9 protein-coding genes and 1 riboswitch are annotated in these 14,954 nt (G+C 72.9%); of the genes, 3 read left to right on the top strand and 6 right to left on the bottom strand.

The genetic code is table 11. The features are described 5' to 3' along the window. The first annotated feature begins 10 nt into the window (after window positions 1–10). A complete protein-coding gene (locus tag ACIP5M_RS21390; protein WP_401199268.1) occupies window positions 11–292 on the top strand; it encodes an HPr family phosphocarrier protein in 282 nt (93 codons plus the stop codon). Between the two features lie 271 nt (window positions 293–563). Here the strand turns inward: ACIP5M_RS21390 and ACIP5M_RS21385 are convergent, their stop codons facing one another. From ACIP5M_RS21385 to ACIP5M_RS21370, 4 genes are all read right to left on the bottom strand, one after another. Then, entirely contained in the window at window positions 564–1,241 is a 678-nt protein-coding gene (locus ACIP5M_RS21385) for a GntR family transcriptional regulator (RefSeq protein WP_401199266.1), read from the bottom strand. 207 nt (window positions 1,242–1,448) lie between these two features. Further along, window positions 1,449–2,246: a M23 family metallopeptidase gene (locus ACIP5M_RS21380; protein WP_401199264.1), complete on the bottom strand. Its 798-nt coding sequence runs from the start codon at window positions 2,244–2,246 to the stop codon at window positions 1,449–1,451. A 12-nt stretch (window positions 2,247–2,258) separates the two neighbouring features. Beyond that, window positions 2,259–2,418: riboswitch (cyclic di-AMP (ydaO/yuaA leader) on the bottom strand. Window positions 2,419–2,648: 230 nt separating this feature from the next. Further along, window positions 2,649–4,016 (bottom strand): M16 family metallopeptidase, encoded by a 1,368-nt coding sequence (locus tag ACIP5M_RS21375; protein ID WP_401199475.1) that lies wholly within the window; start codon window positions 4,014–4,016, stop codon window positions 2,649–2,651. A gap of 20 nt (window positions 4,017–4,036) precedes the next feature. Next, complete coding sequence (locus ACIP5M_RS21370) at window positions 4,037–5,386, bottom strand: M16 family metallopeptidase (protein ID WP_401199473.1); 1,350 nt, start codon at window positions 5,384–5,386, stop codon at window positions 4,037–4,039. Window positions 5,387–5,602: 216 nt separating this feature from the next. On the opposite strand from ACIP5M_RS21370, the gene ACIP5M_RS21365 reads away from it, so the two are divergent. Then, entirely contained in the window at window positions 5,603–8,056 is a 2,454-nt protein-coding gene (locus ACIP5M_RS21365; RefSeq protein ID WP_401199262.1) for a DNA topoisomerase (ATP-hydrolyzing) subunit A, read from the top strand. Between the two features lie 101 nt (window positions 8,057–8,157). Continuing rightward, complete coding sequence (locus ACIP5M_RS21360) at window positions 8,158–10,224, top strand: restriction endonuclease (protein ID WP_401199260.1); 2,067 nt, start codon at window positions 8,158–8,160, stop codon at window positions 10,222–10,224. Here the strand turns inward: ACIP5M_RS21360 and ACIP5M_RS21355 are convergent. Then, entirely contained in the window at window positions 10,221–11,291 is a 1,071-nt protein-coding gene (locus tag ACIP5M_RS21355; protein ID WP_401199258.1) for a CobW family GTP-binding protein, read from the bottom strand. The two genes, ACIP5M_RS21360 and ACIP5M_RS21355, sit on opposite strands and share 4 nt — an antisense overlap. A gap of 189 nt (window positions 11,292–11,480) precedes the next feature. Further along, window positions 11,481–14,855: a BTAD domain-containing putative transcriptional regulator gene (locus ACIP5M_RS21350; protein WP_401199256.1), complete on the bottom strand. Its 3,375-nt coding sequence runs from the start codon at window positions 14,853–14,855 to the stop codon at window positions 11,481–11,483. Between the last annotated feature and the right edge of the window lie 99 nt (window positions 14,856–14,954).

Below are 14,954 nucleotides of genomic sequence, written 5' to 3'. Positions count from 1 at the left end.
GGGCATCACCATGGCAGAGCGCCGCGTCAACGTCGGTTGGGCCGAGGGCCTGCACGCTCGTCCCGCCTCGATCTTCGTCCGTGCGACGACCGCTTCCGGCGTCCCGGTGACCATCTCCAAGGCCGACGGGAGCCCCGTCAACGCCGCGTCCATGCTCGCGGTGCTGGGCCTGGGCGCCCAGGGCGGCGAGGAGATCATCCTCGCGTCCGACGCCGAGGGTGCCGAGGTGGCGCTGGACCGCCTCGCGAAGCTGGTCGCCGAGGGTCTCGAGGAGCTCCCCGAGACCGTCTGACCCTTCGGGTCGGGTTCGACCCCACGCAGTGCGGGCGGCGGAGCCGTGGCCCCGGGAACTCCGGGGACCACGGCTCCGCTGTTTCCGCGACGGAATGGGGCCCGAGGATCCGGTCGGGCAGAAATACTGCTCGCGTCATATCCGGCCGGGCGGGACGCAGGCGGTGCCGGAATTCCGCCGGATACGGCCGCGGGAATTCGCGCCCTTCAGGAACAGGGCAGGGCCGGGCGGCGAATTCGCACCGATACCGGTCCTTTGTATACGGCCTTTGTTAATGCCGGCCGCCCGACGTGTTTACGGCAGGTTGCGAAGTGCTCACCACCGGCCGGAGCCGCGGCCGGTGCGCCCCCGCCGCCCGGTCCGCGTGCACGGCCGTCAGCGCCCGGGCCCGTTCGGCGTCCCCGCGCGCCACCGCGTCCACGATCGCGCCGTGCTCCGCCCAGGACTCCACCGGCCGGGCCGGCGCCTCCACCACGTACATCCACGCGACCTTGTGCCGCATCTGGGTCAGCAGCGCGATCAGCCCGGGGCTCCCGGAGGCCTGGGCGAGGGTCTCGTGGAACCAGCCGCCCAGGGACCGCAGGTCCTCCCCCTGCCCCCGCCTGGCCCGCTCCTGGCCCAGCCTGACCAGCCCGCGCAGCACTTTGAGGTGGGCCTCGGTGCGCCGCCGGGCGGCCCTGGCCGCGGCGAGGGGTTCCAGCAGCATCCGCAGCTCCAGCAGGTCGGCGGCCTCCTGCTCCGTCGGCTCGGCCACGCAGGCACCGGCGTGGCGCCGCGTGGTGACGAAGCCCTCCGACTCCAGGGTGCGCAGTGCCTCGCGGACGGGTACGCGGGAGACGCCGTAGCGGCGGGCCAGCACCTCCTCCGTGAGCCTGCTGCCCGGCTGGAAGACCCCGGAGACGATGTCATCGCGAATTGCCGTGCATACCGCGTGCGCAGGAATACGCAAGACCGAACCTCCGCCTATTTCCGACTCTCACCCTCATTGGTCACGCGTGCGCGTGCTGCGACTCTATTGCAACACACGACAATTTCCGAGAGCGGTCGAAAATACGAAACATTTGCACGCGGACAACGCCCAAGGCCCCGGCTCGGGGAGCCGGGGCCTTGGGTGGAGACGGGGGCGGTGCCGTGCGCGTACGCGGGCGCCTTCGGGTCAGAGGCTGACGCCGTGCGAGCGCAGGTACGCGACCGGGTCGATGTCCGAGCCGTACTGCGCGCCGGTGCGGGCCTCGAAGTGGAGGTGCGGGCCGCTGGAGTTGCCGGTGGAGCCCGACAGGCCGATCTGCTGGCCCGGGGTGACCTGCTGGCCGACGGAGACGCTCAGCGAGGACATGTGCCCGTACTGGGTGTAGGTGCCGTCGTTGTGCTTGATGACGACGTTGTTGCCGTACGCGCCACCCCAGCCGGCCTCGACGACCGTGCCGGCGCCCACGGCGTGCACGGAGGTGCCGGAGGCGGCGTGGAAGTCGATGCCGGTGTGGCTGCCGGAGGACCACATGCCGCCGCCCGCGTGGTACTGCGTGCTGACGTACGAGCCGTCGACCGGGGCGACGAAGGTGTTGAGGCGCTTGCGCTCCTCCTCGCGGGCGGCGCGCTCGGCGGCCTCGCGCTCGGCCTTCGCCTTGGCCTCGGCGAGGCGCTTGGCCTCGGCGGCCCGCTGCTTGGCGTCGGCCTCGGCCTGCGCCTGGGCGGCGGCGTGCTCGGCGGCGCGCTGCTGGGACGCGGCCTGGTCCTCGATGTCACCGGCGAGCTCGTCGGCGACGACGACGGCGCCGAGCGCGTTGTCCTGGGTGGAGTTGCCGCTGCCGCTGTCCGCGGCGAAGGCCGGGGCGGCCAGGGTGCCGACGACGCCGGTGGTGGCGAGGGCGGCGATGCCGGCGTAACCGGCGGTCTTGCGGCTCAGACGACTGGAACCACGGTGCTTACCGGCGGCACGACTGCCAAACGCCATGAAGGGGCTGATCCTTTCCTTCCCTCTCGCCTACCGGGTTAGCTGACGGGTTCGGAGCAGGAAGGTCTCCTACGGGCCTCCTCTTGCGAGGCGGTCCGATTCACCCCAGGGACTGATGTGGGTCCCCGGCTCCCCAGGCTCGCGCCTGACGGGGACTCGGCGATCGCTGCCCGGTGCCGCGGATGCGGCTGGCACAACTGACGGACAGCACGGCCGACGCTAGGCGGATCATCAGTCAATCGCCAAACAGAGACGCGCTTTTGTTGCGTACGCCACACCCCATACGATCAACCATGCCGCCAAACGGACAAAAGGGGTTCCGGTGGAGCAAGCCACCGGAACCCCTCACGCCGAACGCCAATTGGCCTTCGGAGGTACGTCAGTTGGACGCCCGTCGGTACGTCAGTTCGTGACGACGCTCACGTCGCCGATCCCCAGCGCCCGCACCGGTGCCTCGATCTGCGAGGCGTCGCCCACGAGGATCGTGACCAGCCGGTCCGCGGGGAAGGCGGCCACGACCGCCGAAGTCGCCTCCACCGTCCCGGTCGCGGCGAGCTGCGCGTACAACCGGGACTGGTAGTCGTCCGGCAGCTCCTGCTCGACCTGGTCGGCCAGCGTGCCGGCCACCGAGGCGGCCGTCTCGAACTTCAGCGGGGCCACGCCCACCAGGTTCTGCACCGCCACGTCCCGTTCGGCGTCGGTCAGGCCGCCCTCCGCGAGGGTGCGCAGCACCTTCCAGAGGTCCTCCAGCGCCGGGCCGGTGTTCGGCGTGTCCACCGAGCCGCTGATGGCGAGCATCGAGGCGCCCTTGCCGTCGGCGGTCGAGCGGAGCACCTGGCCGAAGGCGCGCACGCCGTAGGTGTAGCCCTTCTCCTCGCGCAGCACCTTGTCCAGGCGGGAGGTGAGGGTGCCGCCCAGGCAGTAGGTGCCGAGCACCTGGGCCGCCCAGACCCGGTCGTGCCGGTCGGGCCCGATGCGGCCGATCAGCAGCTGGGTCTGGACCGCGCCGGGCCGGTCCACGATGACCACGCGGCCGGTGTCGTCGGCGGTCACCGGCGGCACGGGCAGGGCTTCGGCGGAGTTGCCCGTCCAGGTGCCCAGGGTGTCGGCCAGTACGGCGTCCAGGTCGATCCCGGTCAGGTCGCCGACGACCACCGCGGTGGCGGTGGCGGGGCGCACGTGGGCCTCGTAGAAGGCGCGTACGGCCGCGGAGTCGATCCGGGAGACCGTCTCCTCGGTGCCCTGGCGCGGGCGGGACATCCGCAGGGAGGCCGGGAAGAGCTCCTTGGAGAGCTGCTTGGCGGCGCGGCGCTGCGGGTTGGCCAGCTCGTGCGGGATCTCGTCGAGCCGGTTGCGCACCAGCCGGCCGACCTCGGCGTCGGCGAAGGCGGGGGCGCGCAGCGCCTCGGCGAGCAAGCCCAGCGCCTTGTGCAGGCGGGAGGCCGGCACCTCCAGGGAGACCCGGATGCCCGGGTGGTCGGCGTGCGCGTCGAGGGTGGCGCCGCAGCGCTCCAGCTCGGCCGCGAACTCCTCGGCGGAGTGCTTGTCGGTCCCCTCGGACAGCGCGCGGGCCATGATGGTCGCGACGCCGTCCAGGCCCTCGGGCTCCGCGTCGAGCGGGGCGGCGAGGTTGACCTCGACGGCGACGACCTGCTGGCCGGGGCGGTGACAGCGCAGCAGGGTCAGGCCGTTGGGCAGGGAGCCGCGGTCGGGGGCCGGGAAGGCCCACGGCTGCGGCTCGCCGGCCTGCGGCCGCGGGTGGAAGGTCATCGTGACGGCTGCGGTGTCGCTCACTGCTCCGCCCCCTCGTTCTCGTCGTTCTCGGCGTGCTCGTCGGCGGCGCCGGCCAGCGGCTCGTACACCAGCACCGCGCGGTTGTCCGGGCGCAGCCGGGCCGCGGCCACGGCCTGCACCTCCTCTGCGGTGATGTCCAGGACGCGCTGCACTGCGGTCAGCGCCAGCTGCGGGTCGCCGAACAGGACCGCGAAGCGGCAGAGTTCGTCGGCGCGGCCGGCCACCGTGCTCAGCCGGTCCAGCCACTCCCGCTCCAGCTGCGCCTGGGCGCGCTCCATCTCCTCGGCGGTGGGGCCCTCGGCGGCGAACCGCGCGAGCTCCTCGTCCACGGCCGCCTCGATGTCGGGCACCTCGACCCCGCCGGAGGTCTTGACGTCCAGCCAGCCCAGCGAGGGCGCGCCGGCCAGGCGGAGCATCCCGAAGCCGGCCGCGACGGCCGTCTGGTCGCGGCGTACCAGGCGGTTGTGGAGCCGCGAGGACTCCCCGCCGCCCAGGATGGTCAGCGCCACGTCCGCGGCGTCGCATTCGCGGGTGCCGTCGTGCGGGAGCCGGTAGGCGGCCATCAGCGCACGCGCCGGGACCTCCTCGACGATCTCCTGGCGCAGCTGCTCGCCGATGATGTCGGGCAGCGCACCGTCGCGGGGCGGCTGCTTGCCGTCGTGCGCGGGGATGGTGCCGAAGTACTTCTCGACCCAGGCGAGCGTCTTCTCCGGGTCGATGTCGCCGACCACGGACAGCACCGCGTTGTTCGGCGCGTAGTACGTACGGAAGAAGGCGCGCGCGTCCTCCAGCGAGGCCGCGTCCAGGTCGGCCATGGAGCCGATCGGGGTGTGGTGGTACGGGTGGCCCTCGGGGTACGCCAGCGCGGTCAGCCTTTCGAACGCGGTGCCGTAGGGGACGTTGTCGTACCGCTGGCGGCGCTCGTTCTTGACGACGTCGCGCTGGTTCTCCATGGACTCCTCGTCCAGGGCCGCCAGCAGCGAGCCCATGCGGTCCGCCTCCAGCCAGAGCGCGAGCTCCAGCTGGTGCGTCGGCATCGTCTCGAAGTAATTGGTGCGCTCGAAACTGGTCGTGCCGTTGAGGGAGCCGCCGGCGCCCTGGACCAGTTCGAAGTGCCCGTTGCCCGGGACGCTCGCCGAGCCCTGGAACATCAGGTGCTCGAAAAGGTGAGCCAGGCCGGTACGGCCCTTGACTTCGTGACGCGAGCCGACGTCGTACCAGAGGCAGACCGCGGCGACCGGGGTCAGGTGGTCCTCGGAGAGCACCACGCGCAGGCCGTTGGCCAGCCGGTGCTCGGTCGCTGTCAGGCCGCCGGAGCCGGCCTGGGCGGTGGCCGTGTGACCCATGGGCATGTGGTCCCTTCGATCGCGATGCAGAGATTTCTGTCAGACCTGCCACTGTATGCAAGCGCGTCGGTTGCCGGATAAGTTCCCGGGTCACTCCCCCAGAGTCCGTCTGGGGGGACCCCCGGGGTCGGAGTCGGCGTTGTCGGTGCCTCGGGCCACAATGGTCCGCAGTCAGACCCCCAGCACACCCATTCTTGGTTAAGGAGCCGCGCAGCGATGGCCCGCCGCAGCACGAAGACCCCGCCGCCGGAGGATTTCGAGGAGAAGATCCTCGACATCGACGTCGTCGACGAAATGCAGGGCTCCTTCCTCGAGTACGCGTACTCGGTGATCTACTCCCGCGCCCTGCCCGACGCCCGCGACGGCATGAAGCCGGTGCACCGGCGCATCGTGTACCAGATGAACGAGATGGGGCTGCGCCCCGACCGCGGCTACGTGAAGTGCGCCCGTGTCGTCGGCGAGGTCATGGGCAAGCTGCACCCGCACGGCGACGCGTCGATCTACGACGCCCTCGTGCGCATGGCCCAGCCCTTCTCGATGCGGCTTCCGCTGGTCGACGGCCACGGCAACTTCGGTTCGCTCGGCAACGACGACCCGCCGGCGGCGATGCGTTACACCGAGTGCAAGATGGCCGACGCCACGTCGCTGATGACGGAGTCGATCGACGAGGACACCGTCGACTTCACCGCCAACTACGACGGCCAGGAGCGGGAGCCGGTGGCGCTGCCCGCCGCCTACCCGAACCTGCTGGTCAACGGCGCTTCCGGGATCGCGGTCGGCATGGCCACGAACATGCCCCCGCACAACCTCGGCGAGGTCATCGCGGCCGCCCGTCACCTGATCCGCTACCCGCACGCGGACCTCGAGGCGCTGATGCGCTTCGTGCCGGGTCCCGACCTGCCCACTGGCGGCCGGATCGTCGGCCTGTCGGGCATCAAGGACGCCTACGAGAACGGCCGCGGCACCTTCAAGATCCGCGCCACGGTGACCGTGGAGAACGTGACGGCGCGCCGCAAGGGCCTGGTCGTCACCGAACTGCCCTTCACGGTCGGCCCCGAGAAGGTCATCGCGAAGATCAAGGACCTGGTCGGCTCGAAGAAGCTGCAGGGCATCGCCGACGTCAAGGACCTCACCGACCGCTCGCACGGCCTGCGCCTGGTCATCGAGATCAAGAACGGCTTCCACCCGGAGGCCGTCCTGGAGCAGCTGTACAAGCTGACGCCGATGGAGGAGTCCTTCGGCATCAACAACGTGGCGCTGGTGGACGGGCAGCCGCTGACGCTGGGGCTCAAGGAGCTGCTGGAGGTCTACCTCGACCACCGCTTCGAGGTCGTCCGGCGGCGCAGCGAGTTCCGCCGCGGCAAGCGCCGCGACCGCCTGCACCTGGTCGAGGGCCTGCTGGTGGCCCTGCTCGACATCGACGAGGTCATCCGGCTCATCCGGGACAGCGACAACTCCGCGCAGGCGAAGGAGCGGCTCATCGAACGCTTCTCGCTGAGCGAGATCCAGACCCAGTACATCCTGGACACCCCGCTGCGCCGGCTCACCCGCTTCGACCGGATCGAGCTGGAGTCCGAGCGCGACCGGCTGACCGGCGAGATCGACGAGCTGACCGGGATCCTGGAGTCGGACACCGAGCTGCGCAAGCTGGTCTCCACGGAACTGGCGGCGGTCGCGAAGAAGTTCGGCACCGAGCGCCGTACGGTCCTGCTGGAGTCGGCGGGCACCACGGTGGCGGCGGTTCCGCTGGAGGTCGCGGACGACCCGTGCCGCGTCCTGCTGTCCTCGACGGGCCTGCTGGCACGCACCGTCACCGGTGAGCCGCTGCCCGAGGCCGACGGCAAGCGGGCCAAGCACGACCTGATCGTCTCGCAGGTCCTGGCGACGGCGCGGGCCGAGGTGGGGGTGGTGACCTCCGCGGGGCGCCTGCTGCGGCTGTCCGTGATCGACCTGCCGCAGCTGCCGGACACGGCGGCCGCTCCGGCCCTGGCGGGCGGAGCTCCGATCACGGAGTTCCTGACCGGCCTGGAGGCGGACGAGAAGGTGATCTGCCTGACCACGCTGGACGAGACCTCGCAGGGGCTGGCGCTCGGCACCGAGCAGGGGGTGGTCAAGCGCGTCGTGCCGGACTACCCGGCGAACAAGGACGAGCTGGAGGTCATCACCCTCAAGGAGGGCGACCGGATCGTCGGCGCGGTCGAGCTGCGCACGGGCGAGGAGGACCTGGTCTTCCTCACCGACGACGCCCAGCTGCTGCGCTACCCGGCGGGCCAGGTGCGCCCGCAGGGCCGCCCGGCGGGCGGTATGGCGGGCATCAAGCTCGCCGAGAACGCCAAGGTGATCCACTTCTCGGCGGTGGACCCGGCCCGGGACGCGATGGTGTTCACGGTGGCGGGCTCGCACGGGACGCTGGACGACTCGGTGCTGTCCGGGAAGCTGACCCCCTTCGACCAGTACCCGCGCAAGGGCCGGGCCACCGGTGGTGTGCGCTGCCAGCGGTTCCTGAAGGGCGAGGACGTGCTGGTGCTGGCCTGGGCGGGCAATGCGCCGGTCCGGGCGGCGACGGCGAACGGCGCTCCGGCCGAGCTGCCTGCCGTGGACCCGCGCCGCGACGGCTCGGGGGCCGCGCTGCCCGCGGCCGTGGCGGCGCTGGCGGGGGCCGCGCTGTAGGACGTACGAGGGCATTCGGGTGGTGCGACCCCGGGGACGTACCACCCGAATGCCGACTAGTGTTTTCCCTCTTGGTGTTGGTGGGGGGGAGTACACAGCTGATGAGTCGTCGAGCGGGCAGCGGACTGATCGGGAACTGGGCGGAGGCGCAGCGCCGTCAGCAACAGACGCAGCTGATCCAGCAGCGGGAGGCCGAGCGTCGGCAGCACGCGTACGAACGGGACGCTACCCGGAGCCACCGGCAGTACCGCGAAGCCGAGGCCCTACGTCGTACCGCGCAGCTCGATGCCGAGGTCGACGCTCTCAAGGGCCTGTTGGCCACGGGATGCCGGGCACCGGCGTTCCGGATATCCGCCCTGGCCCGACCCGACGAGCTGCAACCCTTTGACCCCGGGGCTCTGGCGCACCCGGTGCCGATGCCCCGCATCGAAGACTTCCAGCAGCAGAGCAGCGGCTGGACGCTCGGCTCGAACCACCGGGCGCAGGCGGAGCGGGAGGCACACGCCCGGTACACGCAGGCCTGGCAGGCCGCGAACGCCGCGGAGGCGCAGCGCCGACAGCAACTGGCCGCGTACCGACAGCAGTACGACCGGTGGGCAGCGGAGCAGGTCGCCGGGGTACGAGCACACAACAGCGGGCTCACCGAGCTGGCCCACGCACTGCGCGCGGGCGATCCCGAGGCGGCCGTGGAGTACTTCTCGGCCGCTCTGTACGCCTCGACGGCGTGGCCCGAGGCGCTGCCGAGGCACGTGGCGGCCGCGTACGACCCGGTAGCGCGACAGCTGGTGCTGGACTGGGAGCTGCCGGGGTACGCGGTGGTGCCCGAGGCCCGGGCGGTGCAGTACCTGCCGAGCACGGATCAGGACAAGGTGAAGCCCCGCCCCGTCACGGAACGACGGGGGCTGTACCGGGACCTGCTGGCCCAGTGCATGTTGCTGGTGGTGCACGAGCTCTACGCGGCGGACGAGTTCGGCGCACTGGACTCGGTTGTCGTCAACGGCTTCGTGGACTGCCACGATCCGGTGACGGGGCAGGAGGCACGGTTCGTGCTCGCCACGGTGCCGGCGGCTCGCGGCGTCTTCGCCGGTCTGCGGCTGGAGCAGGTCAGCGCGGTGGACTGTCTGATTTCGGGGTTGGGCGGGCAGTTGTCGACGCGCCCCGACCAGCTGACGGCGGTGCGCCCAGCGCGCCGGCCCGAGGAGGTCGGCTGCGGGGTCGTCAGCCACGGCGGACACGCGGGCGGCGACGAGGACGAACCTGACCTGTTCGAGATGGACCCGATCGCCTTCGAGAACCTGGTGGCGGAGCTCTTCCGGGCGATGGGCATGGAGGCGCTGACCACCCAGCGGTCGGGCGACGGCGGGGTGGACATCGAGGCGAACGACCCCTCCCCGATCACGGGCGGACGGATCGTGGTGCAGGTCAAGCGCTACCGGAACACCGTGTCGCCCACGGCGGTACGGGACTTGTATGGCACGGTCCAGGACAAGGGGGCGAACAAGGGGGTGCTGGTCACCACCGCGTCCTTCGGGCCGGGCTCGTACACCTTTTCCAACGGCAAGCCGTTGGAGTTGGTTCCCGGGGACAAGCTCGTGGAACTGCTCCACCAGTACGGGCTGCGGGGCCGACTGGGCGGCGGCACGGCGGCCCCCGCCCGGCGGGCCCCCGAGCCGGCTCCCCCTGCGGACCACAACGTGCTCGGCATGTCCTGGTCCGGTTCGGTCGCCCTGGACGTGTGCGCCCTCGTCTGCACGGGCAACAGCGTGCTGAGCGAGGACCACTTCGTCTTCTTCAACAACCCGCGGACCCCGGATGGTTCGGTTCGGTCCCGCGACCACGCGGCGCCCGACAAGGCAGCGCTGGAGGTCTCCTTCGACGCCCTGCCCACGTCCGCGGACCGCTTGGTCCTCGTGGCCGCGATCGATCCGGAAGTCGATCCCCATGCCGATCTCGCCGGGTTCACGGACGCCCACATCCGACTGCTGTCCGCCGGCGGCGAGGAACTCGGCCGACTGGACGTGTCCGACGGCCGGGCCGGGGAGACCGCCCTGGTGCTCGGCTCGTTCCGGCGCCGGGCGAACGGCGACTGGGACTTCGTGATCGGCGGCAAGGGCTACCGGGGCGGCCTGGAGGCGCTACTGAGGGAGTACGGGGTGGAGGTGGCCTAGGGGGTGTCCGAGGTGTCGTCCTCGGCACCGGCGGGCCGGGCCACGTACCGCAGCACGCCCCACATGCTTTCGGGGCCCAGCAGGTGCGGGGCCGGTTCGCGGCAGGCCTCCAGCTCGCGCAGCAGGGCCGGTCCGTCGGTGCCGGAGCCGATCAGGACGAGCCGCGTCAGGCGTGCCTCCCCCCGCCCCCAGGGCTGCGGCGCGAAGCGGAGGAACCGGCCGACCGCGTGGATCTCGTACCGCTCCTCGTGCCCGGGGACGCCGAAGTGGACGAAGCCCTTGACGCGGTAGAGCCCGGCGGGCCTGCGGTCGAGGAAGTCGATGAACCGGCGGGGGGAGAGGGCCTGCTCCGAGACGAACTCGGTGCTCTCGTACGCCGCGTGCGCGTGTGCGGAGTCCTCGTGGTCCTCGGCCTCGGCGATCAGGTCCTCGAAGGAGAGCTGCCCGCGGGTCTCGGTCCACGGGCGGCGGTCGAAGAGCAGTTCCGGGTCGATCCGTCCGTGGTCGGCGCCGACCACGGGGATCCCCGGCGCGCACAGCGCGGCGAGCTCCCCCTCGATGCGGGCCCGTTCCGCGGCGTCGACCCGGTCGGTCTTGTTGAGCACCACCAGGTCCGCGACGGCCAGGTGGCGGTCCGTCTCGGGGTGCTTGGTCCGGGTCGCGTCGAACTCGGCCGCGTCCACCACCTCGACCAGGCCGCCGTAGCGGATGTCCAGGTTCTCGCTGGCCATGAGCATCCGGATCATCTCCTGGGGCTCGGCCAGCCCGCTCGCCTCGATGACGATCACATCGATCCGGTGGACGGGCGCGGAGAGCTTCTCCAGGTACGCGTCCAGCTCGCTGCCGTCGACGGCGCAGCACAGGCAGCCGCCGCCGAGGGAGACCATGGAGTCCCCCACCTGGCCGGCCACCGACATGGCGTCGATCTCGATCGACCCGAAGTCGTTGACGACGACTCCGATCCGGGTGCCCCCGCGGTTTTTGAGGAGGTGGTTCAGCACGGTGGTCTTGCCGGATCCGAGGAATCCGGCGAGGACGACGACGGGGATGGGCTGCCTGCTGTTCACCCGGTCGATCGTAGCCAGGCCGGCCGGCCGGGTGAGCGCCAGTCGGCGGGCCGGCGCAGCCGCGGGTCGTTCTCACGGCGCCCTGCTGGGCGAGGGCACCGCCGATGACCTCGGTGAACGCCGGGTAGCGCAAGAAGTGCCGGTTCGAGGGCGGCCTGTTTGGCCCACGAAGACGCCCTGGCCAAGAGGTCACGCACGGGGCCACGGGGCGGCGGCCCAGGGGCTGCGCCACCGTTCGGCGATCTCCGCCGCGCGGGCGAAGTGCGCCGCCGCCTCCTCCTCGCGGCCCAGCAGCGCGGCCAGCTCGCCGAGGGTCCGGGCCGCCGGCCGGACGGCCACCGTGAACCCCGAAGTCGGCGGCGGGGCGTCCCGGTAGGGCAGCAGCGCTGCGTAGAGCTCCTCGGCGCCCTGCCGCTCGCCGAGCAGGACCAGGGTCATGGCACGGAAGGTCGCGAAGACCTTGAAGAGGTAGTCCGTACGCAGCGGTCCCGCCAGGCGGAGAACCTCTCGGGCCTCCCGCTCCTCCCCCGCCGCGGCCAGCGCGACCGCGAGCAGGTCCCCCGCCTGCGGCCCGAACGCCGCGTACACCCGGCGGGCCCACGGCAGGGACTCCGCGAGCCGCCCCTGGCTCGCCCGCAGCGTGGCGGTCGCGATCGCCAGGTGCCCCTCGGCGTGCGGCGATCCCTGCCGGGCCATCTGCGCCGCCGCCTGCGCGTACCGGCGTTCCGCTTCCTCGACCCGCCCCTCCACATGCGCCATGGTCGCTGCCACCCCCTCGCCGACCGCCGACGGACCGGGCATCCGGTACGCCCGCGCGAACTCCGTCCACTGCGCGATGAGGCGCTGGGCGCCGGCCACGTCCCCCTCGGCGGCCAGGGCGGTGGAGCGGATGAACATCCCGTACCACCGGTGGGCGGGCAGGTCGTGCGCGGCTCCGAGCCGTTCCAGTTCCCGCCCGAGCACGGCCCGTTCGCGCCATTCCCGGTCGGCGTCGAGCTCCTTGGCCAGCGTCGCGAGCGCCCCGGCCCGCAGTACGGGGTCACCGAGGCCCTCGGCCAGGGCCAGCGCCTCGCGGGCCGCGGCCCGTACGCTCGCCAGCTTCGCGTCGGACAGCTCGGCGGCGTACGCGCCCAGCAGGCGGCACCGTACGGCTGGTGGCAGATCGGTGCTTGCGAGGAGCCGCTCCAGCAGGTCCACCACCGGCCGGTCGACCATGCCGTAGGGCCGGGTCTGCCAGGGCGTCGGCTCGGTCCACGCCGTGAACGCCCGGATCAGCAGATCGTCCCGGCCCGCGCCGACCGCCCGGTCGATCGCCCTGCGCCGGGTCTCGCGGGCCGCCGTGACGGCCCCCGCCCGGACCTGCGCCCGCGCCAGCCGGCCCAGCAGTTCGACCTGTTCGGCGTCCCGGTCGGCGCCGGGGTCCGCCGGGACGCGTCCGGCACAGGCCACCGCATCGGCCAGCGCGCAGACCGCCACGTCATGCGCGTAGCGGGCCTCGGCCAGCGCGGCCCGCCGCAGGCAGTAGTCCACGGCCTTGGCGGCGGTCGCCGAGGAGGCCGCGTGCACGTGGTGGTGGGCCAGCGCCGACACGTCGTCCGAGCCGAGCCGCTCCAGGCTCGCCCCGATCCGGCCGTGCATCCGCGCCGAGCGCAGCCGGCTGAGATCGGCCAGCAAGGTGTCGCGGACCAGGGCGTGCGCGAACCGGATCCGCCCGGGCGCCGGTTCGACCAGCAGCCCGGCGAGCAAGCCGGCCTCCAGGGCGTCCAGTACGGCGTCCTCGTCGGTGTCGGCCGATTCGACGAGGACCTCGACGGACGCCTCCCGTCCCGCGACGGCGGCCAGCCGCAGGACGGAGACCACGGGCTCGGGAAGCCGGCCGAGCCGCCGGCGCAGCACGTCCCGTACGCCCTCGGGCACCTCGGACAACGCCACGAGCGACCCCTCGCTGCCGAGCAGCCGCGCACTCTCCCGTACGTAGAAGGGGTTCCCACCGGTGCGTTCGGCCAGCGCCGCCACCGTTTCGGGGTCCACCGTGCCGCCGCCCACCGCCCGGACCACCTCAGCCACGGCCTCCTCCGCCAGCCCGCCCAGGGCGACCCGGGCCGGTGAGCGCCGCGCCAGACCGGCGAGCGTGTCGCCGAGGCGCCGTTCCACCTCGTCCGGCCGGTAGGCGCCGACGAGGAGCAGCGGGGTTCCCGGGGACAGGTCGGCCACCCCCGCCAGCAGTGCGAGGGTCTCGGCGTCGGCCCAGTGCAGGTCGTCCAGTACGAGCGCCACGGGCCGCCCGCGTGCGGCGTCGGCCAGCCACTCCCAGACCGCCCGGTGCAGCCGGAACCGCCCGGCGGCGACGTCCTCGCCGGGAGCCGGCGGGACGGGGGCGGGCGCACTCTCGGAGAGGAGCGGCGCCAGCACGGCCGAGGCCGCGGGTGCGGGCGGGACGGCGGCGGCGACGGTGCGCAGTGCCTCGACCCAGGCCCACGCGGGCGGCGCGCCCTCGGCGCCGGTGGTACGGCCGAGGGCGACGAGCCAGCCCTCGGCCCGCAGCCGGTCACCGAGCCCGTGCAGCAGCGCCGACTTGCCCAGCCCGGCCTCGCCGGTGACGAGGGCGACGGCGGGGCCGGCCGTCAGCGCCCGGTCCGCCGCCGCCACCAGTACGGCCAGTTCCTCCTCGCGGCCCACGAACAGCTCGGCCCCGGCGTCCGATGGCGCGACGGGCGCGGCCGGCGGGGGCGGCGGGGCCGGCGGCGAACCCGGCCGGGACGGTGCGCCGGGGGCGGACGGCGCACCGTCCGTGGCCTCGCGCAGCAACCGGTCGTCCTGGGCCAGAACCGCCCGTTCCAGCTCGACCAGCGCGGCGCCGGGATCCAGCCCCACCTCGTCGGCCAGCACCTCCCGGGCCCGGCGCAGCGTGGACAGCGCGTCGGCCTGCCGCCCGGCGGCCCACAGCGCGAGGGCGTGCAGCCGCCAGCCCTCCTCCCGCAACGGCTCCTCGCGGGTCAGCAGCACGGCTTCGGAGACAGCCCCGGCGATGTCGGCGACCCGGAGCCCGGCGGCGATGTCCAGTTCGCGGGCGGCCAGGCGGAGCTCCCCGAGCCGCATGATCTCCGCGTGGCTCCACGGTTCGTCGGCCGTGTCCGCGTACGCCGGCCCCTGCCACAGGGCCAGCGCCTCGCGCAGCAGCCCTCGGGCGGTGTCCGGTTGCCCGGGGAGCAGCTCGCGGGCCCGGCCCAGCAGCCGCTCGAAGCGCCAGGCGTCGACGGCGTCCTCGGCCGGCCGCAGCGCGTACCCGGGCGGCGCGCTCACCAGCAGCCGCGCGGGGGTGCGCGGGGCCCGGCCCGGCTCCAGGAGCCGGCGCAGGTTGGAGACGTAGGCCTGGAGCGAGGCCACCGCACGGGCGGGCGCCGCCCCCTGCCAGAGCTCCTCGATCATCCGGTCGACCGACACCACCCGGCCGCGGGCCGACACCAGCAGGGCCAGGACGGAACGCTGGCGGTGGCCTCCGAGGGGGACCGCCTCGCCGTTCCGCTCGGCGGCGAGGGAGCCGAGTACGCGTATGTACACCATGACGCGCCCAACGTAATCGATGACGATCAACTTCGGTCCGTGGACGGCGGGATGGCGAGGGCGCCGAGCTCCAAGTGGGTTCCAAGAGCGTTCCATGAG

This window comes from Streptomyces sp. NPDC088762, from assembly GCF_044750905.1.
GTDB lineage: Bacteria > Actinomycetota > Actinomycetes > Streptomycetales > Streptomycetaceae > Streptomyces.
The sequence above is the reverse complement of the archived record's forward strand: the minus strand, read 5'-3'. Positions and strand labels throughout refer to the sequence as shown.

Excerpts from the sequence above, each read along its gene's own strand:
- ACIP5M_RS21390 (WP_401199268.1), top strand. The coding sequence starts at position 11 with ATGGCAGAGCGCCGCGTCAACGTCGGTTGGGCCGAGGGCCTGCACGCT.
- ACIP5M_RS21375 (WP_401199475.1), bottom strand. The coding sequence starts at position 4,016 with ATGACCTTCCACCCGCGGCCGCAGGCCGGCGAGCCGCAGCCGTGGGCC.
- ACIP5M_RS21380 (WP_401199264.1), bottom strand. The coding sequence starts at position 2,246 with ATGGCGTTTGGCAGTCGTGCCGCCGGTAAGCACCGTGGTTCCAGTCGT.
- ACIP5M_RS21360 (WP_401199260.1), top strand. The coding sequence starts at position 8,158 with ATGAGTCGTCGAGCGGGCAGCGGACTGATCGGGAACTGGGCGGAGGCG.
- ACIP5M_RS21370 (WP_401199473.1), bottom strand. The coding sequence starts at position 5,386 with ATGGGTCACACGGCCACCGCCCAGGCCGGCTCCGGCGGCCTGACAGCG.
- ACIP5M_RS21350 (WP_401199256.1), bottom strand. The coding sequence starts at position 14,855 with ATGGTGTACATACGCGTACTCGGCTCCCTCGCCGCCGAGCGGAACGGC.
- ACIP5M_RS21365 (WP_401199262.1), top strand. The coding sequence starts at position 5,603 with ATGGCCCGCCGCAGCACGAAGACCCCGCCGCCGGAGGATTTCGAGGAG.